This is a genomic window from Arthrobacter sp. E70, assembly GCF_058266945.1.
Genome location: NZ_JBYQFR010000011.1, coordinates 42198 through 63349 on the forward strand (window position 1 = coordinate 42198; position 21152 = coordinate 63349).

21 protein-coding genes are annotated in these 21152 nt (G+C 67.0%); 8 read left to right on the forward strand and 13 right to left on the reverse strand.

The features are described 5' to 3' along the window. The first annotated feature begins 63 nt into the window (after positions 1-63). Positions 64-627, forward strand: coding sequence for a flavodoxin domain-containing protein (locus tag AC3IMC_RS14715; RefSeq protein WP_490919288.1), 564 nt, complete (start codon positions 64-66; stop codon positions 625-627). A gap of 20 nt (positions 628-647) precedes the next feature. Here AC3IMC_RS14715 and gluQRS read toward each other — a convergent pair whose 3' ends face one another. Continuing rightward, positions 648-1559 (reverse strand): tRNA glutamyl-Q(34) synthetase GluQRS, encoded by a 912-nt coding sequence (gluQRS, locus tag AC3IMC_RS14720; RefSeq protein ID WP_490919289.1) that lies wholly within the window; start codon positions 1557-1559, stop codon positions 648-650. 328 nt (positions 1560-1887) lie between these two features. On the opposite strand from gluQRS, the gene AC3IMC_RS14725 reads away from it, so the two are divergent. The 3 genes from AC3IMC_RS14725 to AC3IMC_RS14735 all read left to right on the forward strand — a co-directional run bounded on the left by AC3IMC_RS14725 (position 1888) and on the right by AC3IMC_RS14735 (position 4565). Next, positions 1888-2370, forward strand: a complete 483-nt coding sequence (locus AC3IMC_RS14725; protein WP_490919290.1) for an Lrp/AsnC family transcriptional regulator — start codon at positions 1888-1890, stop codon at positions 2368-2370. A gap of 69 nt (positions 2371-2439) precedes the next feature. Continuing rightward, a complete protein-coding gene (locus AC3IMC_RS14730) occupies positions 2440-3939 on the forward strand; it encodes a WXG100 family type VII secretion target (protein WP_490919291.1) in 1500 nt (499 codons plus the stop codon). Further along, a complete protein-coding gene (locus AC3IMC_RS14735) occupies positions 3936-4565 on the forward strand; it encodes a hypothetical protein (protein ID WP_490919292.1) in 630 nt (209 codons plus the stop codon). The genes AC3IMC_RS14730 and AC3IMC_RS14735 overlap by 4 nt, the downstream gene beginning before the upstream one ends. Before the next feature lie 27 nt (positions 4566-4592). Here the strand turns inward: AC3IMC_RS14735 and AC3IMC_RS14740 are convergent, their stop codons facing one another. Continuing rightward, positions 4593-5048, reverse strand: coding sequence for an Lrp/AsnC family transcriptional regulator (locus AC3IMC_RS14740; RefSeq protein ID WP_490919293.1), 456 nt, complete (start codon positions 5046-5048; stop codon positions 4593-4595). A 107-nt stretch (positions 5049-5155) separates the two neighbouring features. On the opposite strand from AC3IMC_RS14740, the gene AC3IMC_RS14745 reads away from it, so the two are divergent. After that, positions 5156-5797: a LysE family translocator gene (locus AC3IMC_RS14745; protein WP_490919294.1), complete on the forward strand. Its 642-nt coding sequence runs from the start codon at positions 5156-5158 to the stop codon at positions 5795-5797. Here AC3IMC_RS14745 and AC3IMC_RS14750 read toward each other — a convergent pair. The 6 genes from AC3IMC_RS14750 to AC3IMC_RS14775 form a co-directional block, all read right to left on the reverse strand. Then, positions 5794-6771: a hypothetical protein gene (locus AC3IMC_RS14750; protein WP_490919295.1), complete on the reverse strand. Its 978-nt coding sequence runs from the start codon at positions 6769-6771 to the stop codon at positions 5794-5796. The genes AC3IMC_RS14745 and AC3IMC_RS14750 overlap by 4 nt on opposite strands. 26 nt (positions 6772-6797) lie before the next feature. Then, positions 6798-7184 (reverse strand): nuclear transport factor 2 family protein, encoded by a 387-nt coding sequence (locus AC3IMC_RS14755; protein WP_490919296.1) that lies wholly within the window; start codon positions 7182-7184, stop codon positions 6798-6800. A gap of 40 nt (positions 7185-7224) precedes the next feature. Next, positions 7225-7728, reverse strand: coding sequence for a DUF456 domain-containing protein (locus AC3IMC_RS14760; RefSeq protein ID WP_490919297.1), 504 nt, complete (start codon positions 7726-7728; stop codon positions 7225-7227). 105 nt (positions 7729-7833) lie between these two features. Next, a complete protein-coding gene (locus AC3IMC_RS14765) occupies positions 7834-9033 on the reverse strand; it encodes an NAD(P)-dependent malic enzyme (RefSeq protein ID WP_490919298.1) in 1200 nt (399 codons plus the stop codon). A gap of 287 nt (positions 9034-9320) precedes the next feature. After that, the gene (locus AC3IMC_RS14770) at positions 9321-9929 is read right to left on the reverse strand and encodes a TetR/AcrR family transcriptional regulator (protein WP_490919300.1); all 609 of its coding nucleotides are present in this window, start codon (positions 9927-9929) and stop codon (positions 9321-9323) included. 137 nt (positions 9930-10066) lie between these two features. Further along, complete coding sequence (locus AC3IMC_RS14775) at positions 10067-11353, reverse strand: MFS transporter (protein WP_490919301.1); 1287 nt, start codon at positions 11351-11353, stop codon at positions 10067-10069. Between the two features lie 132 nt (positions 11354-11485). Between AC3IMC_RS14775 and rraA the strand changes: the two genes are divergently transcribed. The 3 genes from rraA to AC3IMC_RS14790 all read left to right on the forward strand — a co-directional run bounded on the left by rraA (position 11486) and on the right by AC3IMC_RS14790 (position 15423). Then, the gene (gene rraA, locus AC3IMC_RS14780) at positions 11486-11980 is read left to right on the forward strand and encodes a ribonuclease E activity regulator RraA (RefSeq protein WP_490919302.1); all 495 of its coding nucleotides are present in this window, start codon (positions 11486-11488) and stop codon (positions 11978-11980) included. Between the two features lie 96 nt (positions 11981-12076). Next, positions 12077-13735, forward strand: a complete 1659-nt coding sequence (locus tag AC3IMC_RS14785; RefSeq protein WP_490919303.1) for an MDR family MFS transporter — start codon at positions 12077-12079, stop codon at positions 13733-13735. Positions 13736-13983: 248 nt separating this feature from the next. Then, positions 13984-15423 carry a sugar porter family MFS transporter gene (locus AC3IMC_RS14790; RefSeq protein WP_490919305.1) on the forward strand — a complete coding sequence of 480 codons (1440 nt, stop codon included), beginning with the start codon at positions 13984-13986 and terminating at the stop codon, positions 15421-15423. 75 nt (positions 15424-15498) lie between these two features. On the opposite strand, the gene AC3IMC_RS14795 is transcribed toward AC3IMC_RS14790, so the two are convergent. The 5 genes from AC3IMC_RS14795 to AC3IMC_RS14815 form a co-directional block, all read right to left on the reverse strand. Continuing rightward, positions 15499-16725, reverse strand: coding sequence for an MFS transporter (locus AC3IMC_RS14795; protein WP_490919306.1), 1227 nt, complete (start codon positions 16723-16725; stop codon positions 15499-15501). A gap of 27 nt (positions 16726-16752) precedes the next feature. Further along, positions 16753-17187, reverse strand: a complete 435-nt coding sequence (locus AC3IMC_RS14800; protein ID WP_490919307.1) for a MarR family winged helix-turn-helix transcriptional regulator — start codon at positions 17185-17187, stop codon at positions 16753-16755. 41 nt (positions 17188-17228) lie between these two features. Then, positions 17229-17750 carry a GNAT family N-acetyltransferase gene (locus tag AC3IMC_RS14805; protein ID WP_490919308.1) on the reverse strand — a complete coding sequence of 174 codons (522 nt, stop codon included), beginning with the start codon at positions 17748-17750 and terminating at the stop codon, positions 17229-17231. A gap of 91 nt (positions 17751-17841) precedes the next feature. Further along, entirely contained in the window at positions 17842-19005 is a 1164-nt protein-coding gene (locus tag AC3IMC_RS14810; RefSeq protein WP_490919310.1) for a mannitol-1-phosphate 5-dehydrogenase, read from the reverse strand. Then, positions 19005-21107: a PTS mannitol transporter subunit IICBA gene (locus AC3IMC_RS14815; RefSeq protein ID WP_490919311.1), complete on the reverse strand. Its 2103-nt coding sequence runs from the start codon at positions 21105-21107 to the stop codon at positions 19005-19007. The genes AC3IMC_RS14810 and AC3IMC_RS14815 overlap by 1 nt, the downstream gene beginning before the upstream one ends. Positions 21108-21152 lie beyond the last annotated feature (45 nt).

The following is a 21152-nucleotide window of genomic DNA, read 5'->3' on the forward strand; positions in this document are numbered from 1 at the left end:
CGCCGGGCGTGGCGGGACTTTCGCCCCTTTGCCGGCCGCCGGGTGGGCAGCAGAGTGGTGCCCATGGCAAGAATCCTGATTCCCTATGGCACCTCGGAGGGCCAGACGGCCCGCATCTCCGACTACATCGCAGACGTCCTGCGCGCCCACGGACATGAGGCCGAGACCCTGGACCTCAAGCACGCGGAGCATAATCTGCCCGAAGGCTATGACGCGGTCATCGTCGGTGCGTCCATCCACGCGGGGAAACACGAGGGATATGTGGGCGACTTCGTGCGCCGGAACAGGACCGCGCTCGGGAACCTTCCCGCCGCACTGTTTTCCGTCAGCCTCTCAGCCCACGCGGACCCTGATGAGGCTGAGAAGTATGTGGCGGAATTCGAAGACGCCACAGGCTGGCACCCGTCGAAAGTGGCGGTGTTCGGCGGTGCCTTGCTGTACACCCAGTACGGTTTCCTCAAGCGCATGATGATGAAGAAGATCGTCGGCAGCCAGGGCAGCACCGATACCGACACGGGCCGGGACTACATCTACACCGAGTGGGACGGGGTGCGGCGGTTCGCCGAGGAGTTCGTTGCACAGTTCGGGGGAAAGGCGCAGTTCGGGCGGAAACCGGCGGCCAAGTAGGTCCCCCTGACCGGGCTGCATCAGGTGCTGGTCGGTGCCGGCCGCATCACCACGGGCGGTGTCCACACCCAGGGCGCCCTCGGGAGGCTCGCAGGGTCAAACGCCTTCAGGGCGTGCTCCAGGCTCCCGGGGGGCAGGCCCAGGGATGCGAGCAGCCGGTCCCGAACCTCCTCCGCCGGAACCCCCGTCCGCGCGAGGTCGGCCAGCGTCACCGCGCCGTCGCGCTTGGCCAGCCGTACGCCGTCGTGGTTGACCACCAGGGGCACGTGAACGTATTCCGGAACGGGAATACTCAAGAGGGACGCGAGGTAGGCCTGGCGCGGCGTGGACGGTAGCAGGTCGTCGCCGCGGACCACTTGGTCTATGCCTTGCGCGGCATCATCCACCACCACGGCGAGGTTGTAGGCGGTCACGCCGTCGTTGCGCCGCAGCACGAAGTCGTCCACCACGCCCGTGAAGCCACCGTGGAGGACGTCGTGCACGGTGAATTCCGCAACGTGGGCGCGCAGGCGGAGTGCGGCGGGCCTCGTGGAGCGCTTGAATTCCAGTTCGGCGGGTTCGAGGTCGCGGCAGGTTCCGGGGTAGGCGCCCTGCGGGGCGTGAGGCGCCGACGCCGCCTCCTGGATCTCCCGCCGCGTGCAGAAGCATTCATAGGTGAGTCCGGCTTCTTCCAGCCGGGCGATAGCCGCTGCATAGAGCTGGCCGCGGTCCGTCTGGCGGACAGCCTCACCGTCCCAAGTCACGCCAATTGCCTGCAGGTCGCGAAGCTGCTCCGCCTCCGCCCCGGCGCGTGCACGGTCCAGGTCCTCCACCCGCAGCAGGAACTTCCGGCCCGTGGAGCGTGCGAAGAGCCAGGCGAGGATGGCGGTGCGAAGGTTCCCAACGTGCAGTTCGCCCGAGGGGCTGGGGGCGAAGCGGCCGGCGGAGGTCATGAATCCACCTTAGGCGGAACAACACAAGAGCCCCTCAGCTACCGATGACTCCGGAAAATGCCGACGTCGGTAGCTCAGGGGCTCTTGCCGTGTGGTGCGGAATGACAATGCGTGAACAAGAGTCAATCAGCGGCGGCATCCTTGCGGGAAGCCTGTTCGAGGGACCGGGTGGTGTGCCGGGGCTCCTGTAGCCTGCGGGAGCCGGCGGTAGCCTGCATCCCTTGTTGCCAATATTTGAGCAGTACTTCTACAGTTGGTGCAACCGAGCCCTGTCCAACTGGTCAATCTGGCTGGTTGGAGCGCCCGTTGACGACAGGAACTGATCATTTTGCAGGTACTCGACCCGACCGACAAGCGCATCCTCGCAGCGCTGGACGACGATCCCCGCATGCCCATCATGGTGCTGGCGCAGAAGCTGGGCCTGGCCCGCGGAACCGTGCAGTCGCGCCTGGAGCGCATGGCGTCGTCGGGCGCCCTGCGGGCCAACAGCAGCCGGGTGGTCCCGGCAGCGCTGGGACGCGGCGTGGCCGCAGCGGTGAGTGCAGAGTTGGACCAGAGCCACCTCAACGAGGCCATCGCCGCACTGCGCGAGATCCCCGAAGTCCTGGAATGCCATGCCCCGGCGGGGGACACCGACCTGCTGATCCGCGTGGTGGCCACCAGCCCGGACGACCTGTACCGGGTGTCCGAGGAGATCCGGCTGTGCCCGGGCATCGTGCGCACGTCCACCAGCATGTTTTTGCGCGAAGTCATTCCCTACCGCACCACCGGCCTGCTCAGCGACGGCGCGGACCGGGCCGGTTCTGGATAGCTCTCCCCATCGTCGAAGCCGGCGGTCCCGGCTAGGCTGGCACGGGAGATCCTAACGGGGGGAAAACACATGGCGGGGAACTTTTACGGCGGGGACGTGGCGCAGCTCCGGCAGCTCGCCAAGGAGCTGACCGGCAGCGCCAACCGGCTGAACGCCTTGGGCCAGCAGCTCAGCAGCAGCATCAGTTCCGGGCTGTGGAAAGGGCGCGACGCCGAACGCTTCCGCAGCGAGTGGACTTCTTCACACGTCAGGCTGCTGAGGTCGGCCACGGCAGGGCTCGAATCGGCGTCCAAGGCGCTGTTGGCCAACGCGGACGAACAGGAGAAGGCCAGCTCGCCAGGTTCGGGGGGCGGCGCCGGCGGGTCGGGAGGACCAGGTGGGTCGGGAGGATCGGGCTCCGGCGGCACGGCCCAGGACCTCACCGACACCCTGGCCGGAATGACACCGGCAGAACGCCTCCAGTACCTGCAAAGCGACGAGTTCAAGCAGTGGGCACTGGCCCATCCCGACGCCGCCAAGGCTGCCATGGATGCGGCCGCCGACTCAGGGCTTATCGAAAAGAAGTCGCCCGCCTACGCGGATTTCCTTGGCTTGTACTGGAACAACCAGGCCATGCAGCAGATGGGAATCGACCCTTCGGACTGGGACACCGCCAAGGGCACGGAATACAACTGGGACACCATCCGGAGCGTCTACGATTTCTACGGCCAGGCCTATCTCGCCAATCCGGACCTGCAGTGGGCCGGCATGGCCAACATGATCGGCCCGTCCTTCGCGGGTGGATTCCGGGACATGGCCATGCTCCGCGACCTGGCGCAACAGATCACGGACGCCCCTGCCTCGGACATACCCCTGCCGGTCCTGGACCAGCTGGAGCAGCTCGCCGGCATGACGGACCAGGAGATCCGCTTCTACGAAACCAGCATGCTGGACATGAACAAGGAGATCTTCCTTGACCAGGCACGCCAGCACCAGGCCTACCTCAACGGCGGCATCGACGAGATCAATCGCCTCCGCGACTCCGGCGCCATCGATCCGGACACCGCCCGGGCGTGGGCTGACATCGACTCCGGCGACCCCGCCCGTGTGCAGGAGGGAAACACCGTGCTGCTGTACCGCGAGCAGAACGACATCATCGCGGACGATTACGACACCATGCGCAGCCATCCCGGCGGTGAAGCCGTTACCTACATGGTGACGCTCGCCGGCGAGCCCTCCATCCCCGGGGCGAAGAGCTACCCGGAGGTGTTCCCGTTCAGCTTCAGCGTCGAAAGCCCCGGCCCGGAGAACATCCCCTTCACCTCATGGGACAACCCCGCCCAGTTCCGCACCGACTTCACCACGGGCTTCCCCGACGGCAACATCGCCAATGCAGACCAGCGCTGGGAGCTGATCCGGCAGGACACGCTTCCGGCCTACCAGCACCTGCTGGCCACCGATCCGGACCGCGCCGCACAGATCATCGGCTCGGGCTTCGACGGCCGGGTGGACCAGTACCGGCCCACCAACAACATTCCGCAGATCATGGACCGCTTCCTGGACGGGTTCGACGCGGAGGTCCACCAGTGACCCTGCCGCCTGCAGTCCTTGCCCTTCTTGCAGCCCTTGCCCTGGCGGGCTGCACGCCTGCCGCCCCACCACCCGCCAGCCCGTCAGCCACCCCACCTTCCGCAGGGAGCACCGTGAAAACTTCAGAATTCTCCACCCTCGATGCCGCCGGCGTGGACGCCATCCGGGACAGCATGACCGCGCGCCTGGACATGCGGTCCGGCACGCTGCAGAAGGCGGCCGTCAGGTTGACCGACGACAGCTTCGGTCCCGAAATCAACACGCGGGACACGGGGAAGATTTCGCTGACCATCGCCGGCCCGTCCGGCGAGATCTCTGCCGAAACGGACCGGATCCGCTTCAACACCACGCAGTCGCGGCCGGACTTCCGCGAGGTGACCTACTTCCTCACGGCCTCTTCACTGGAGGAGTACGTCGGCCTCATCAGGGACGGCGTGGCGAAGTACGGCATCGACCGGGAATCGGCCGAGGAATGGATCAGCAGCGCCCAAGGCAACCCTGGCACCAGGAGCGACTTTTCCATCACCTCCGGCACCAGCACGGGCCTCGAGGTGAATTACGACCTTCGGTATGACGGCAGCAAGGACACCCAGGTCATTATCGTGCACGTCCACCCGCTGGCGTAGCCGCCCGCCGCTGCCTGGCTGCTGTACCTAAACCGGCGGGCCGGCGTTGGACTTCAGGTTCTTCATCACCAGGGTTGACGTCAGGCGCTCCACCCCGGGCAGGGATGTCAGCTCCGTGTCGTAGAAGCGCTGGTACGCCGGCAGGTCCTCTGCAATGACCTTCAACAGGTAGTCCGGCGATCCGAACAGCCGCTGCGCCTCCACGATGTTCGGGTTCTCCGCAACGCGGTTCTCGAAGATCTCCATCGTGGGCCGGTCCACCTGCCGGAGCGTGACAAACACAATCGCCTCGAACCCCAGGCCGACGGCGGCAGGATCGACGTCCGCCCTGTACCCCCGGATCACGCCCGACTGTTCCAGGTCGCGCAGGCGGCGGTGGCACGGCGCCACGGTCAGGCCCACCTTCCCGGCAAGCGCGGTGGCAGTCATCCGGCCATCCTCCTGCAGGTGCCGCAAAATATTCCTGTCGATTGCGTCAATCACGCAATAAACATACTGCCTGGGCGGTGGGGCGGGCGAAAAAAGGACAGCACTTTTGGCGGCATTCTCCCTATGGTTGCTCCTGAGAGCCCTTCGACAGGAGAAACCCGATGAATCCGCAGCTGTTCCTGGCCTTTCTGGTGGTGGCCGCAGCCCTTGCCTGCACCCCTGGCGTCGACTGGGCCTACACCATTGCGGCGGGCCTCCGGCAGCGGAGTTTCGTCCCCGCCGTGGCCGGGCTCTGCGGCGGCTATGTCCTCCATACCGTCCTGCTGGTGGCAGGGCTGGCCGCGGTGCTTGCCGGCATGCCCGGAGTCCTGGCCTGGATCACGCTGGCTGGTGCGGCCTACCTGTTGTGGCTCGGGGTTGGGACGCTCCGGTCCTGGCGCGGGGCCAGCTTCAGTGCGGCCGCCGCCACCGGGAACGGCACCCAGCTGCGGACATTTCTGCAGGGCATGGGCACCAGCGGCATCAACCCGAAGGGCCTGCTCTTCTATGTAGCCCTCATTCCCCAGTTCGTCAGCGCCGACGCCGCGTTGCCCGTCCCGGTGCAGTCAGGCCTGCTGGGAATGACGTTCGTGGCACTGGCGGGCCTGGTGTACACCGTGGTGGCACTTCTCTCCCGGAGCCTGCTGCAGAGCAGGCCCGGGGCTGCGCGGGCTGTGACGTTAGCCAGCGGCATCATCATGGTGGCGCTGGGCGCCGTGCTACTGGGCGAGCAGCTGGTGCCATTCCTGGCGGCCCGCTCCTAGTCGCCGCTGAGCTCCTTCCAGTCCTGCTCCCAGATCCGGCGCATTTCCTCGTCCTTGCGGATGGGCGCCGGCGCTTCCAGCTCGCGCTGCGGTTCCGGGTCGCCGCGGCGGCGTCCCCAACCGCGCGGATTCAGGGACCGGCGGCTTGATTCGAGCACCAGCAGCGCCCGGTCCGTCAGGGCGTCGTTCCGCAGCGCCAGGTGCGTCTTGCGGCGGCGCAGGACCTCGGCGATGGCCTGGTGCGCAGCATCCAGCCGGCCTTCCCTGCGCAGCGCGCGGGCGCGGACCAGCAGCAGGGCGGCGGAGAGATCGTCGGCGTTCAGCAGGCCGTCCGTCCAGTCGATCACCGTGCGGCTGCGGCCCAGGGTAAGGGCAAGGGAGCAGCGTGCCAGCGCCATGGGGAGCGACGGCGGCAGGCCCGCCAGTGCGTCCAGCGCGGCTTCCGTTCGCCCGGTCTCGCGCAGCGAGTGGGCCAGTGCCAGGAACACCGACTCCTCGCTGAACAGGACCGGGATTTCTATCCGCTCGGCCAGCTCGATCCGCGTGACGATCCTGGTGAGGTAGGTGGACGAGTAGCGGTTGGCTTCCTCGTCGTTTCTGGTGGTGAGCCCGCGCTGGAGGAGTTCGGAGGCGCGCAGGTAGCCACCGTGCTTGTAGACGAGCAGCCCTCCCATCAGGTAGCAGAGGCCCGCCCAGCCGGGGTAGGCGCGGGCCAGGGTGATCAGCCGCTCGGGTTCGCGGCTGGTGAAGACTGCCTCGTGCACGGCTTTGGCCGGTTTGGGCAGGAGCCGCTTGAGCCGGGGCACTTCGCCGTCGATGGACAGCAGCGCCGGGTTGCGTCCGCCCAGGACTCCGTTCAGCAGGCCGCCCACCCCGCCGGCAAGGTCGTGGACCGGCGTGCGCAGCTGTGCCTGCCCGAAAGGCGTGAGGTCCCGGCTGTCCCAGTAGATCGGTGCGGTGTCCCCGGCGCTCATCTCTCCATGCTAGCCGGGACGATTCGTCACGTCCGCGCCATGAACCATTCGGTAAAGGACCTGGCGCGGCCGGACCCGTCGAACCCGATGACCCACAGGTTGTCGTAGGTGGGCCGGCCGCCGGAGTACGTGGTGACACCCTTGACGAAGGCAGTGCCGCCGTCGGCCCCAAGCAGCTCCCAGCTGAACGTCCAGTCGGCCGGCTCGTCGCGGGCGGCGAGCCAGCCCGCAACGATCCCTTCCTGGCCCTCCCAGGGTTCGGGGTCGTGGGGCCGCGTCTCGTAGACCGCGTCACTGGTGAAGAGGGCACGGATGTCGTCGGCATCGTTGCTCGTCCACGCCGCCTGGTACTTTTCCATCCAGGCGTGGACGGTTTCACGGGCAAGGTCCCGGTCTGAAGCTGGGTGGCTCATGCCTTGGTTGTACCCGCGGGCGGGCCCGTGCGCAACGGATTCATCCGTTGGCCGCGGCAACCCACACCCCAATGACCCAGGTGCTTGCCGCAAGGCATGCCAGCCCAAACTCGGCGAGCATGCCCAGGCCGGTGGCCTTCAGCGCGGCCCAGCTGGAGCGCGCCGCCGTCGACATATTCCTGGTGCGGAGGAATTCGCTGGCCAGCAGGCCGGCGGCGAACCCGGCAAAGAGCCCCACCACGGGGATGATGAACATCCCCACGGCGCCGGCAACCAGGGCAACGACGATGCTGCGGCTGGGAATGGCATGCTGCTTGAGTTTCCTGCCGGTGAGGACGGCGCTGGCCGCCATGCCGGCCGCCACGAAGACCATGGCAACCGCGAAGACCACCCATCCTGCCGTCCCGGCACCGCCCCAGATGGCCCATGCGAGCAGGCTCACGCCGATCAGGACGCTTCCGGGCAGGACGGGGATGATGGTGCCGGCCACACCCACCAGGATTGCCAGGCCGCACAGAATGGTCACCACTGTCTCGGAACTCATGGCCCCAGTCTAGGGGCCGGACTTAACGCGCTCCCCTGCTTGGAACGCGCGGCGGCGCCTCCTTCCGCAAGGAGGCGCCGCCGTCGTGATTTCCGCTGGGAAGTGCTACTCAGCTTCCACGGCGGCCGCCACCGCTGCGGTGACGGCAGGGGCCACGCGCGGGTCGAGGGGGCTGGGCACGATGTAGTCGGCCGAGAGGTCCTCGGCGGCCAGTTCGGCGATCGCCCGGGCGGCTGCCAGCTTCATGGCCGGCGTGATGCGGCGGGCACCGGCATCCAGTGCGCCGCGGAAGATGCCGGGGAACGCGAGGACGTTGTTGATCTGGTTGGGGAAGTCACTGCGCCCGGTGGCCACCACGGCGGCGTACTTCACGGCAACCTCGGGCAGGACCTCCGGGTCCGGGTTGGAGAGCGCGAAGACGATGGCGTCCTGGTTCATCAGGGCGAGATGTGCCTCATCGAGCTTCGACGAGGAGACGCCGATGAAGACGTCGGCTCCGGCCAGCGCCTCGCCGGGGCCGCCGCTGACGCCGCGCGGGTTGCTGCGGCCGGCGATGTCGGCCTTCTTGCTGGTGGGGTCGGCCGCGAGGTCGGTGCGGCTGCTGTTGATGACTCCGCGCGAGTCCAGCAGGACGACGTCGCTGATGCCGGCGGCCAGCAGGATTTCGGCGACGGCGATGCCGGCGGCACCTGCACCGGACACCACTACCTTGAGGCCTTCGAGTCCGCGCCCGGTCACCTGGGCGGCGTTGGTCAGCGCGGCAAGGGCCACGACGGCGGTGCCGTGCTGGTCATCATGCATGACCGGGCAATCGAGTGCCTCGATCAGCTTTTCCTCGAGCTCGAAGCAGCGGGGGGCGGAGATGTCCTCCAGGTTGACGGCACCGAAGCTGGGGCGCAGCCGGACCAGGGTCTCCACGATCTCGTCGACGTCGGTGGTGTTCAGGACAAGGGGAATGGAGTCGAGGTCGCCGAAGGTCTTGAACAGCGCGGACTTGCCTTCCATCACGGGCAGGGAGGCACTGGCACCGATGTTGCCGAGGCCCAGGACGGCCGTGCCGTCGCTGACCACAACCACCAGGCGCTCAGCCCACGTGAGGGTGCGGGCCAGTTCAGGCTTGGCGTGGATGGCGCGGCTGACCTCGGCGACGCCGGGCGTGTAGGCGATGGACAGGTCCCGCTTGTTGGACAGCGGGGCGGTGGTGCCAATGGTCAGCTTGCCGCCCTGGTGCGCGCTGAAGATCTCGTCTTCGGTCAGCGGTGCGGTTGCGGAATCGTCGATGGCGGTGATTGCGTCAATGGACACGTCGTTGTCTCCTGGTGCTCGCCGTGGGCACACGGCTCATGGGGCCTGGGCCCGGCCGGGCCCAAGCGGGGGAAATGGTGCGACAGGAAACCCAGGGGTGGCGGGTCCGTGGGAACGCGGGGGATGTTCACTCCCTGTTGCTCCGGTGGCACCATCGTAGGCAAGCCCGGAGGCCGCGACGGACCGCAGGAAGCACCTAATACGGGCGCCAAAACGTTTAGTCAATGCTTTTAGTGAGGCGCGTCACGCCATTATGGCCGATTTAATGGCCAATTGGTCTAGACCGATTACGCACTTTTGGGAAGTGTTAACCCTGATTCCGCAGCGGGCGACAGCCGGGCGCACGCCTTTTTCAGGTCTTCTTCCGCCTCGAACAGGGACAGCCGGCGGTTCCGGACGGACTGGACCAGACCAGTGACCGTCAGGAGCAGGACCCGGGCGCCCACCGCATCCCCACTGGCTCCCAAGACGAGCTTTTCGCTGAGCGCGTCGATCTCACGCAGGAGCTCCGTGGTGTCCCTGTCCGGAACATACACTCCGCGGCTCAGGCACTGTTCCACCGCCGGCTGCATGACGCGCATGTGGAAGATCTCCATCAGCAGGCCGGACAGGGCGCGCCCCCGGAAGCGGGCGGACGACCCCGGGGCGCCAGCCTGCAGCTCATCGAGCTGGTGCCGGTACAGGGCGAGCATCAGGTGCGTCGGCGAGGGAAAGTACCGGTACAGGGTGCCCAGCGGTACGTCAGCCTTCTCGGCCACCACGGACAACTCCACCGAGTCGAGCCCCTTGCGGGCGAACCCTGCGGCGGTATCGAGGATCCGCGCATACCGGAGGCGCTGGCGGGGAGCGGACGGCCTGGCGGCCATGGGCGGATGATCTGAAAAAGTCTCGGGCATCAGCATTCCGGGGTCGTCTGGTAGGGGCCTGCTGCCTGGAGCGCCCCCATCCATACCGCCCTGCAGTCCGCGTCAACTATACGGCACACGTCTGTGACCTAATTCGTCAGCAGCCTTATGGTCGGGCGGCGGCGGGGTCAGTCCACGCCCTTGATCTTGACCACGAAGACAGCGCCGAGCAGGCCGATGACAGCGGCGGTAGTGAAGAGCGTGCCGTACCCGCCGAATTGCGTCACCGCGAGGAAAGCGAGGCCCGTCGCGAACACCTGCGGCAGCGAGGCGGCCACGTTAATGACACCCATATCCTTGCCACGATCTGCGGCCTGAGGGAGCACCTGCGTCAGCAGGGCGAAGTCAACGGCCTGGTAGGCGCCGTAGCCGATGCCCAGGATGCCGGCCCCAATCAGGGCGCCGGTCCATACGGGGAAGAACGCCATGGTGAGGCCCGCCATGGCGATCATGACGGAGGAGGCGATCACGAATGGCTTGCGCTTGCCCACCCGGTCGCTCCACGGCCCCGCGATCACCGCAGTAATCATCACCAACACCGCATAAATGCCGGTAAGGGTCAGGACCCCCAGCGCCGGGTTCTCATGCTTGATGACGTCCGTGAGGAAAAAAATCAGGTACACAATGGTCAGCTGGTTGCAGACGTTGACCAGGAAGCGGGTGAGCCAGGCCCAGGCGAAATCCGGGTGACGGCCCGGGCTGATCCAGAAGCCGCGGAGGAAATTGCCCCACGAGAACTGCGGGCGGAGCTCCCTGGGCAGCGGCGGGTCATTCCGGTGGAACAGGTACGGCAGCACGGAGAACAGCAAGGCGGCCGCACACATCGTGTATCCCACCATGAAGTTCCCGGACACCACCGCCCCGAAGACCGCGCCGAGGAGGATCCCCGCCGTCTGGCCCAGAGCTGCCAGTCCCCCCACGCCGCCGCGCTGAAGCACCGGCACACGGTCCGGAATGGCGGCGGTGATGGCTGCATAGGCCCCGTTGGCGCCCAGCTGGACCAGGCACCAGAAAAGCACCATCAGGGCAACAGCCGTGGCCCCGGACAATGCCAGCAACGCTGCCGTGGCCAGGATGGCACCCGCCAGGACCCAGGGGGAACGCCGGCCGAAACCCGATACCGTCCGGTCGGACAGCGCACCGAAGAGCGGATTGGCAACCAGGGATACGGCGGCCCCGCACCCAAGTACAAGGGAGGCGATGGCTTCCTTGTTGACTTCGTCGATGCCAATGGCCTGCTGGGCGATAAAGACGTTGATGGGTCCGAAGAACGCGGCGTTGATGCCAACATTGACCAGCACCAGGCCGGCGATCCAGCGCGCGGTGACCTTTTCCGCGGGCTCGGCGAGCGCCGCCGTCGTGCTTGTGCCATCCGAGGTGCCGTCCGGGGCGGCGGGCATATCTGGCAGACTCATTGGCTTGGCTCCCCCTGGTGCGGCCGGTTGGCGGTGGAACCAGACTATCGTGGGCCCTAAGGGGCTGTCCGTGATGCGGCTCCCTTAGTCCGTCCAGCCGTACTCCAGGTCCGCCGTACAAAGGAGAACCACATGAGCACACCCACCCCCGCCCAAGGCACCAGTGTCAACACCGCAGACCTCTACGACGAGCGCGGCGATGAACTGGCCTCCGTGTCGTTGCAGTTCCAGTCCCTGGGCGGCCGGACGCACTTCAGCGGTCCGGTGCGGACCATCCGCTGCTTCCAGGACAATGCGTTGGTGAAATCCACGCTCGGCTCGCCCGGGAACGGCGCGGTGCTGGTAGTGGACGGCGGCGGATCGCTGGGGACCGCCCTGATGGGGGACATGATTGCCGAAAGCGCCGTGGCGAACGGCTGGGCCGGCGTCGTTATCAATGGCGCCATCCGTGACCGGCTGGCCATCGCGCAGCTGGACCTCGGGGTCAAGGCCCTGGGCAGCAACCCGAAGAAGAGCCTGAAGACCGGTGCGGGCGAGGTTGACGTGGACGTAGTGATCGACGGCGTGACCTTCCGTCCCGGAGCCACCGTCTGGTGCGATCCGGACGGCATCCTCGTGGAGCCCTAGGGAAAACCTGGCAGGCAAGGGAATAGAAAGAGCAGGTAAGATAGTTACTGAAAGCAACTATCACTGCTTATATCCTTTTCTTCCCTTGGAGCACCCATGTCCAAAGCCACTGCCGCGCCCGGCGCCGGAGAGACTCTGACCCAACGCCAGATCGTCACCGTGATGGTGGGGCTGATGCTGGGCATGTTCCTGGCATCGCTCGACCAGACCATCGTCTCCACGTCGATCTACACCATCGCCAACGACCTGGACGGGCTTTCGCTCCAGGCCTGGGCCACCACGGCGTACCTCATCACGTCCACGGTCAGCACTCCGCTTTACGGCAAGCTGAGCGATATCTTTGGCCGCCGCCCGCTGTACCTGGCGGCCATCGCCATCTTCCTGGTGGGCTCCCTCTACGCGGGGTCGGTGCATTCCATGACCGAACTGGCCGTGGCCCGCGGCATCCAGGGCCTGGGCGCCGGCGGCCTGCTGGCCCTGGCGCTGACCATCATCGGCGACATCGTGTCGCTCAAGGACCGTGCCAAGTTCCAGGGCTACTTCATGTCCGTCTTCGGGATCTCCTCGGTCCTCGGCCCGGTGGTGGGCGGCGCCTTCGCCGGCTCCGCCAACATCCTGGGCTTTGACGGCTGGCGCTGGGTGTTCTTCATCAACCTGCCCATTGGCCTTGCCGCTTTGGTGGTGGTGTTCCTGTTCCTGCACCTGCCCGCCAAGCACCTGAAGCAGAAGATCGACTACTGGGGCGCCGCAGCCATCACCGTGGCCATCGTTCCGCTCCTCCTCGTGGCCGAACAGGGCCGCAGCTGGGGCTGGACCTCGGTCAGCTCCTTCCTCTGCTACGGCCTGGGCGTGGTCGGCATCGCCTGGTTCCTGCTGGCCGAGAAGCGCGCCGGGGACTATGCCCTGATCCCCCTGCGGCTCTTCCACAACCTCACGTTCGGGCTGTCTTCGCTGCTGAACTTCATCATCGGCATCGGCATGTTCGGTGCCATCGCCATGCTGCCCATGTACCTGCAGCTGGTGAAGGGCCTCACCCCCACCGAGGCCGGCCTGATGATGATCACCTTCACGGTGGGCATCCTGTTCGGTTCCATCACCGCCGGCCGCACCATCTCCGCCTCCGGCACGTTCCGCATCTTCCCCATCATGGGCACCGGCATCCTCACCGCCGCCGCCATCGTGATGGGCCTGTCCCTGCAGGTGGATACCGGCCTCTGGGTGCCCGGCGTCATCGCCGTCTTCTTCGGCGTCGGCCTGGGCTTCTGCATGCAGCCGCTCACCCTGGCCATGCAGACTTCGGTTCCGCCGCGCGACATGGGCGTGGGCACGTCCTCCGCGGCCTTCTTCCGCTCCATGGGCGGGGCGGTGGGAACCGCCGTCTTCATCTCCATGCTCTTCAGCCTGGCCGCTGACAGGATTGCCGACGGCATGAAGACCGCGGCCACGGATCCGGCCTACCTGGCCGTCCTCAAGGACCCTGCCGTGGCGTCGGACCCCGCCAACGCGAAGCTGTACGACTTCTTCAGGAACGGCGCGTCCAACGACTCCCTGAACGACACCAGCTGGCTGCACACCGCCAACAGCACGCTGACGCGGCCCATCACCGAGGGGTTCGCCGGCGCCATCGACACCGTCATGCTGACCGCCGCTGCGCTGACCGGCCTGGCGTTCCTCATCAGTTTCGCCCTCCCGCGGAAGAAGCTGACGGACCAAAAGGCCTCGCCTGAGGACACTGCCGCCGCCATCGCCCACTAGCGGACCAACCCCCGCATCGGCGTCACGGGAGGCAGCCTTTCGGGCTGCCTCCCGTTCTGTTTCCCCGGAAATTCGCGCTTTCCACCAGAAGAGCCGGCCGAAAGCATGCCGGGTGTGACGGGAGCCCGAGTGGATCGAGGCGCCGTGACGTGCCACACTGTTAGGCGCGTGTGCGCCGGCTCTCTGGCCGGTACCGCAGCCGACGACGTCCGCACCGCATCCATCAAACCCAAGACCCAGGGAGAACCATGCCCACTGCACAGGAGCAGACAACCACCGGGATACCGCGGCGGGTGATCTGGCTGGCGCTCGCGGGGGCGGTGGGCGGGTTCCTCTTCGGCTTCGACTCGTCCGTGGTCAACGGCGCGGTGGATGCCATGAAGGAGGAATTCGCGCTCTCCGAGGCGGTGACCGGCTTCGCCGTGGCCATCGCGCTGCTGGGCTGCGCGGCCGGCGCGTTCCTTGCCGGCAAGGTGGCCGACCGCCACGGCCGCGTTCCCGCCATGAAGCTCGGCGCACTGCTGTTCCTGGTCAGCGCCCTGGGCGCCGGTTTCGCCTTCGGCGTGTGGGACCTGGTGTTCTGGCGCCTGGTGGGCGGCCTCGGCATCGGCCTGGCATCCGTGATCGCCCCGGCCTACATCTCCGAAATCTCCCCCCGGAAGGTCCGCGGCCGGTTGGCGTCGCTGCAGCAGCTGGCGATCACCACCGGTATCTTCGCCGCCCTGCTGTCCGATGCGCTCCTGGCGACGTCCGCAGGCGGCGCGGACCAAAGGCTCTGGCTCGGCATCGAAGCGTGGCGGTGGATGTTCCTGGCCGCAGCCGCACCCGCGGTCGTGTACGGCTGGGTGGCCTTCACCCTGCCCGAGTCCCCGCGGTTCCTGGTATTCAAGGGCAAGGAAGAAGAAGCACGGAAGGTCTTCGACTCCATTGCACCCTCCGACGACACGGACCGGCACATCCGCGACATCCAGGAAGCCATCGAGGAAGACAAGCTGGCCGGCCAGAAGGGATCTCTCCGCGGCAAGACCTTCGGCCTGCAGGCAGTGGTATGGGTGGGCATCATCCTGTCCGTACTGCAGCAGTTCGTGGGGATCAACGTGATCTTCTACTACTCCACCACCCTGTGGAAGGCCGTAGGGTTCCAGGAGAAGGACTCACTGGCCATCTCCGTGGCAACCTCCGTCACCAACATCCTGGTGACCCTGGTGGCCATCGCCCTGGTGGACCGTGTTGGCCGCCGTCCCATCCTGCTCGCGGGGTCGGTGGGCATGGCGGTGTCCCTGGGCGCCATGGCCCTGGCGTTCTCCTCCGCCGTCGGCTCGGGTGAAAATATCACCCTGCCGGGGGCGTGGGGTCCCGTGGCGCTGGTGGCCGCCAACATCTTCGTGGTCAGCTTCGGCGCGTCCTGGGGGCCGCTCGTTTGGGTGCTCCTGGGAGAGATCTTCCCGTCCCGGATCCGCGCCCGCGCCCTTGGCCTGGCCGCCGCCGCGCAGTGGGTGGCCAACTTTGCGATCACCCTCAGCTTCCCGGTGATGGCCTCCGGTTCACTGCCGCTGACGTACGCCATGTACGCCCTGTTCGCGGCGGCGTCCTTCTTCTTTGTCATGTTCAAGGTGCCGGAGACCAACGGCATGTCCCTGGAGCAGGCCGAGACGCTGTTCGTGCCCAAGGGTTCCGCCAAGGCGTAACAACGCCCGTCAGCTTCCGCACTTAAACGGCAGACCCTCCATCAGCTGATGGAGGGTCTGCCGTTTTGGCGGGTGCTACACCAGGTGCGGTTCGTGCGCCGAGACGTACGAACGGCCGCCGAAGGCAATCGCGATGGCGATCAGCATGGCCAGGGCCCCGGCAAAGAACGGCACCTGCGGGCCGAAGTGCTCGCCCAGCTGGGCGGCCGCGAACGGCGCCAGGGCACCGCCCATCCAGCGGACGAAGTTGTAGCCGGACGAGGCCACGGGGCGCGGGGAGTCGGAGACACCCATGGCCAGTTCCGTGTAGATGGTGTTGTTGACGCCGAGCAGGGCGCCCGCCACGATCACCAGCACGACGACGGCAGGCACCGAGTGCCCGGCCGCCAGCCCCAGCCCGGCCAGGTCCAGCAGGAGCAGGAACAGCGTGCCGGTCAGCACCTTCACGGCACCGAAACGGTTCTGCAGGACCGGTGCGACGAAGACGGAGAAGACGGCCACGGCAACGCCCCAGCCGAAGAAGACTCCGCCGATGCCGTACGCGTCCATGCCGAGGATGAACGGTGTGAAAGCCAGGATGGTGAAGAAGCCGTAGTTGTAGAACAGGCTGCTCGCCGCCGTCGTGCGCAGTCCCCTGTGGCCCAGCGCGAGGAGGGGGTCGCGGAGGCGCACCTTGCGTTCAGGCAGCGGCGTCCTGGGCAGCAGGGCGATCAGGGCGATAAAGGCGGCAGCCATGAGGACGGCGGTGCCGAAAAACGGTGCGCGCCACTGCCAGCCGCCCAGGAGGGCGCCCAGGAGCGGGCCAAGGGAAATGCCCAGGCCGAGGGCCGCCTCGTAGAGGATGATGGCCGTCCCGGCGCCGCCGCTGGCGACGCCCACGATCACTGCCAGGGCGGTGGCGACGAAGAGGGCGTTGCCGAGTCCCCAGCCGGCGCGGAAGCCCACGAGCTCACCGACACTGCCGGACAGGCCCGAGAACGAGGCGAAAACCACGATGATGGCCAGGCCGATCAGCAGGGTCCGCTTGCCCCCGATCCGGGAGGAGACAAAGCCGGTGACCAGCATGGCAACCGCGGTGACCAGGAAATAGCTGGTGAACAGCAGGGACACCTGGCTGGGGCTGGCGTCCAGATTGGTGGCAATGGCAGGCAGGATCGGGTCCACAAGCCCGATGCCCATGAAGGCAAAGACGGCGGCGAGGGCTGTGGCCCACACCGCCTTCGGCTGCTTCAGGATAGAGGCCTTTTCGGCCTTCAGGATGGTTTCTGGTGCTTGCAGGGTTTCTGCCAGCTGGCCGTCCATGGAGGGTGCTCCTAGTTGTCGGGGGAGTCAGTTCTGGGCTGCGTTGATGATTTTGTCGATGACGGGCAGCGCTGCCGCCAACGCGGCCCGGTCCTTGTCCGTGAGGGTGCTGAGGAGGCCCGCCATCACCTCGTTGCGCCGCTGGTTCGCGGACTCGACGGCGGCGCGCCCTTCAGCGGTCAGGACCACCCGGACGGCACGCGAGTCCGCAGGATCCGGCTCGCGGCGGGCCAGCCCCGCCCGCTCGAGCTTGATGATCTGTTCCGTGGCGCTGGGCACGCGGACGCCGAGGTTCCGGGCGATCTCGCCCACACGCTGGCCATCACCGAGCAGCATCTTGAGGGTGCTGAGCTGGGCGGCGCTGAGCTCGCCATCGGCGTCGAGACGCCGGACAAGGTAGACGCTGTGGCGGAGGGCTTCGCGGAACCCGCTGGCGAGCTCCTGCAGTTCTGCATCTTTCATCGTTAGGTACCCTAACATTTAGGGTACCTAACAGTCAACGGTCAAAGGGCCAGCTTCATCCCTACGTGGCTCGCTTCGAAACCCATGCGCCCGTAGAACCGCTGTGCCGCGGTACGGCTGGCGTGGGTGGTCAGCTGCACCAGGCTGCAGCCGCGGCGCCGGGACTCGTCGATGGCCCACTGCACCATCAGTTTTCCGATGCCCTGCCCGCGCAGCGCCCCGGCCACCCGCACGCCCTCGAGCTGCGAGCGCCATGCGCCGTGGCGCGAGATGCCGGGAAGGAAACTCAGCTGGAACGTGGCCACCACCGCACCCGCTTCTTCCCCCTGCGGCACCAGCTCCCCCACGAGGAGCAGGTGGGCCGGGTCGGCGTGGATCGCGTCAAAGGCGCTCTCGTAGGGGGCCATGTCCGTGCCGTACTCCCGTCCGGCACCCATTGCATCATCGGCGAGCAGCCGGACGATCGCGGGCAGGTCCGACCGGGTGGCGTGCCGGAGGAGGAAGGTCCCGCCGTCGGCAGCGGCCGCCACCAAGGAGCGGGTGGTGTCTGGTTCAGGGCTCACGCGCCAAGCCTGCCACACAAAAGGACGACGCCGGCACTTGCAGAAAGTGCCGGCGCCGTCCCATGCGGTACGTCGTCTTCGCGGTGGCGGGTCAGGCAGAGGCGCGTGCCAGTTCTGCCTGCCGCTCCTCCACGAGGGTGGACACTGCGCTGAACAGCGGGTGCTCCGGCTCCAGGCCCGTGATCTTCGCCGTGGCATCGGCCGGACTGCTGGAGCCCAGGATCCCGGCGAGTTCGGTGGCCTCGGCGTCGGCGGGGTCGTTGAAGCGCAGGGCTGCGGCAATGGCACCCAGCAGCGCCTCCGGAACCACTCCACGTTCGGCCAGTTCCGCGGCCGGACCGATGAACCGCTCGTGCCGGCTCAGTTTGCGCAGCGGCGCCCTGCCCACCCGGTTGACCGTATCCGGCAGGTGCGGGTTGGAGAACCGGACCAGGATCTTCTGGACATAGGCCTCCTGTTCATCGTTGCTGAAGCCGTGCTTTGCCACGAGGAGCTGCTTGGTCTCCTCCAGCACCGCCCGGACATCCTCGGCGACATCCTGGTCCGCCATGGCATCGGAAATCTTTTCCAGGCCCGCCTCGAAACCGATGTAGGCGGCCGAGGCGTGGCCCGTGTTCACCGTGAAGAGCTTCCGCTCAATGTAGGGCGAGAGGTCGTCCACGAACGTGGCTCCCGGGATCACCGGCGCGGCATCGCCGAAGGGCGTGCGGTCGATGACCCACTCGTAGAACGTTTCCACGGTGACATCCAGGCCCTGGCCGGGTTCCTGGTTGGGCACGATCCGGTCCACCGCGGTGTTGGCGAACACCACCTTGCCGTCCAGGGCGCCCGCGGCGGCGCCCGGCTGGGCGGCCACCTCCTTGGCCAGGATGTCAGTGGCGTTGATGGCGTTCTCGCAGGCCATCACCTGCAACGGCGCCAGCCCGGGCTCCCGCGCCACGATGCCCCGGGCGATGACGGGCGCAACGAACTTGAGGATGTGGGGACCCACCGCGGTGGTGACGATGTCCGCCGTCGCGATCTCCGAGACCAGCTCCGCTTCCTGGGCAGTGGAATTCAGCGCACGGAAGTTGTCCACCGTCCGCACGGCGGGGTTCTCCCCCACCTCGTGCACGGCGTAGCTGTCCGCTGCCGCCAGCTGGGCGATGAGTGCCTCCGCGACGTCGGCAAACACCACCTCGTACCCGGCATCATGCAGGAGCAGGCCCACGAAGCCGCGGCCAATGTTGCCGGCACCGAAATGTACTGCCTTCACTATGCGTTGACCTTTCCGAAGAGTTCGAGGACTTCATCCTCGGAGGTGGCCGCCTCAAGCCGTGCGACCTGCTCCTTGCTGGTGAAGACCTTGGCGATGGAGGACAGGATGTGCAGGTGCTCGTTGTTGATGCCCGCGACGCCCACCACGAACTTCACCTCCTTGCCGTTCCAGTCAATGCCCTCCGGGTAGCGGATCACGGACACCGCGGACTTGCGGATGTGGTCCTTGGCGGCGTTGGTGCCGTGCGGGATGGCGAGGAAGCTGCCCATGTAGGTTGACACCGACGCTTCGCGCTCGTGCATCGCTGCGATGTAGCCTTCGTCCACCGCGCCGCGGGCCAGCAGGAGGCGGCCGGCTTCGTCGATGGCGGCGTCGCGGGTGGTGGCGGACCCGTTAAGGACCACGCTCTCCCGTGCCAGGACCTCACCGCCGGCTGCCGGCGCGGTTGCGGCGGGCGCCGCGTCCACTGGGGCGCTGGCCGCGTGTGCACCGTGCGTTGCCGCGGCTGCGGCTCCTGCGGCCATGGCCGGCCCCGAGGCGGAGGCCCCACCCGGGGTGCCGGCTCCGGCGTCCGGTCCTTCAGTTGCCACGGCGCCTTCGGTGTTGCTTTCCCGGACCAGCTCGACAATCTCGTCATACCGCGGGCTGCTCATGAAGTTGTCCACCGAGTAGTGCACGGCGCTGGAAGTGGCCGGCTTGGCACGTTCGGTCAAGTCCTGGTGCGTGATGACCACATCGTAAGTGTCGGTGAGGTTGGCGATCGAGGCGTTGGTGACCTTGACGTCCGGGAAGCCGGCCGCCTTGATCTTGTTCCGCAGCACCGAGGCGCCCATGGCGCTGGAGCCCATGCCGGCGTCGCACGCAAAGACGATGTTACGCACCGGTCCGGCGAGGACGCCCACGCCGCCCTGGCCGGCGGCACCTGCCCCGGCTCCCGCTCCGGTGAGCGTGGAGGCAACCGAGCTCTTCTTGCCCTTCATCGCTTCCATGCGGGACGTGGCATCGCCGAGGTCAACCTCGTCGCTGTGCTTCGTGGTGCGCAGGATGACAGAGGAGACCAGGAAGGACACGGTGGCCGCCAGCACCACCGAGAGGATCACGCCGAAGTAGCTGTCACGGGAGGTCTGGGCCAGCACGGCGAAGATGGATCCCGGGGCTGCCGGGGCCACCAGGCCGGAGTTGGTGATGGCCAGCGTGGCGATGCCGGTCATGCCGCCGGCGATCGCGCCCAGGATCAGCAGCGGGCGCATCAGGACGTACGGGAAGTAGATCTCGTGGATGCCGCCGAGGAACTGGATGATGGCTGCACCGGGAGCGGAGGCCTTGGCCGCACCGCGTCCGAAGAACATGTACGCGAGCAGGATGCCCAGGCCGGGGCCGGGGTTGGCTTCCAGCAGGAAGAGGATGGACTTGCCCTGCTCGAGCGACTGCTGGACGCCCAGCGGGGTGAGCACGCCGTGGTTGATGGCGTTGTTCAGGAACAGGACCTTGGCGGGTTCGATGAAGATGCTGGTCAGCGGCAGGAGGCCGTTGCTCACCAGGAACTTCACAAAGTTGCCTGCCGCCTCACTGAAGGCCGTGACCACGGGTGAAATGCCGTAGAACCCCAGCAACGCCAGCAGCGCGCCCCAGATGCCGGCGGAGAAGTTGTTGACCAGCATCTCGAAGCCGGGGCGGATCTTGCCGTCCCAGATCGAGTCGATCTTCTTCATGGTCCAACCGCCCAGCGGACCCATGATCATGGCGCCGATGAACATGGGGATGCCGGCGCCGACGATCACGCCCATGGTGCCGATGGCTCCCACCACGCCGCCGCGGACGTCGTAGACCATCTTGCCGCCGGTGTAGCCGATCAGCAGGGGCAGCAGGTAGGTGATCATGGGGCCTACCAGCCCGATGTTGGGCTTTCCGCCGGTCTCGCCGAAACCACCCAGCTGCGGAACGGGCAGCCAGCCCTTCTCAATGAAGAGGGCGGTGATGATGCCCCAGGCGATGAAGGCCCCGATGTTGGGCATGATCATGCCGGACAGGAAGGTCCCGAACTTTTGGACGTGGACCCTGGCGCTGGTGCGGGGCTTTGCAACTGTCTCTGTTGCCATGTGATTTCCTAACCGTCATTCCTGCTGCTCCGCAGGATGGTCCGA

Coding starts and splice junctions, on each gene's coding strand:
- AC3IMC_RS14715 (WP_490919288.1), top strand. CDS start 64: ATGGCAAGAATCCTGATTCCCTATGGCACCTCGGAGGGCCAGACGGCC.
- gluQRS (WP_490919289.1), bottom strand. CDS start 1,559: ATGACCTCCGCCGGCCGCTTCGCCCCCAGCCCCTCGGGCGAACTGCAC.
- AC3IMC_RS14730 (WP_490919291.1), top strand. CDS start 2,440: ATGGCGGGGAACTTTTACGGCGGGGACGTGGCGCAGCTCCGGCAGCTC.
- AC3IMC_RS14745 (WP_490919294.1), top strand. CDS start 5,156: ATGAATCCGCAGCTGTTCCTGGCCTTTCTGGTGGTGGCCGCAGCCCTT.
- AC3IMC_RS14750 (WP_490919295.1), bottom strand. CDS start 6,771: ATGAGCGCCGGGGACACCGCACCGATCTACTGGGACAGCCGGGACCTC.
- AC3IMC_RS14755 (WP_490919296.1), bottom strand. CDS start 7,184: ATGAGCCACCCAGCTTCAGACCGGGACCTTGCCCGTGAAACCGTCCAC.
- AC3IMC_RS14760 (WP_490919297.1), bottom strand. CDS start 7,728: ATGAGTTCCGAGACAGTGGTGACCATTCTGTGCGGCCTGGCAATCCTG.
- AC3IMC_RS14770 (WP_490919300.1), bottom strand. CDS start 9,929: ATGCCCGAGACTTTTTCAGATCATCCGCCCATGGCCGCCAGGCCGTCC.
- AC3IMC_RS14775 (WP_490919301.1), bottom strand. CDS start 11,353: ATGAGTCTGCCAGATATGCCCGCCGCCCCGGACGGCACCTCGGATGGC.
- rraA (WP_490919302.1), top strand. CDS start 11,486: ATGAGCACACCCACCCCCGCCCAAGGCACCAGTGTCAACACCGCAGAC.
- AC3IMC_RS14785 (WP_490919303.1), top strand. CDS start 12,077: ATGTCCAAAGCCACTGCCGCGCCCGGCGCCGGAGAGACTCTGACCCAA.
- AC3IMC_RS14790 (WP_490919305.1), top strand. CDS start 13,984: ATGCCCACTGCACAGGAGCAGACAACCACCGGGATACCGCGGCGGGTG.
- AC3IMC_RS14795 (WP_490919306.1), bottom strand. CDS start 16,725: ATGGACGGCCAGCTGGCAGAAACCCTGCAAGCACCAGAAACCATCCTG.
- AC3IMC_RS14800 (WP_490919307.1), bottom strand. CDS start 17,187: ATGAAAGATGCAGAACTGCAGGAGCTCGCCAGCGGGTTCCGCGAAGCC.
- AC3IMC_RS14815 (WP_490919311.1), bottom strand. CDS start 21,107: ATGGCAACAGAGACAGTTGCAAAGCCCCGCACCAGCGCCAGGGTCCAC.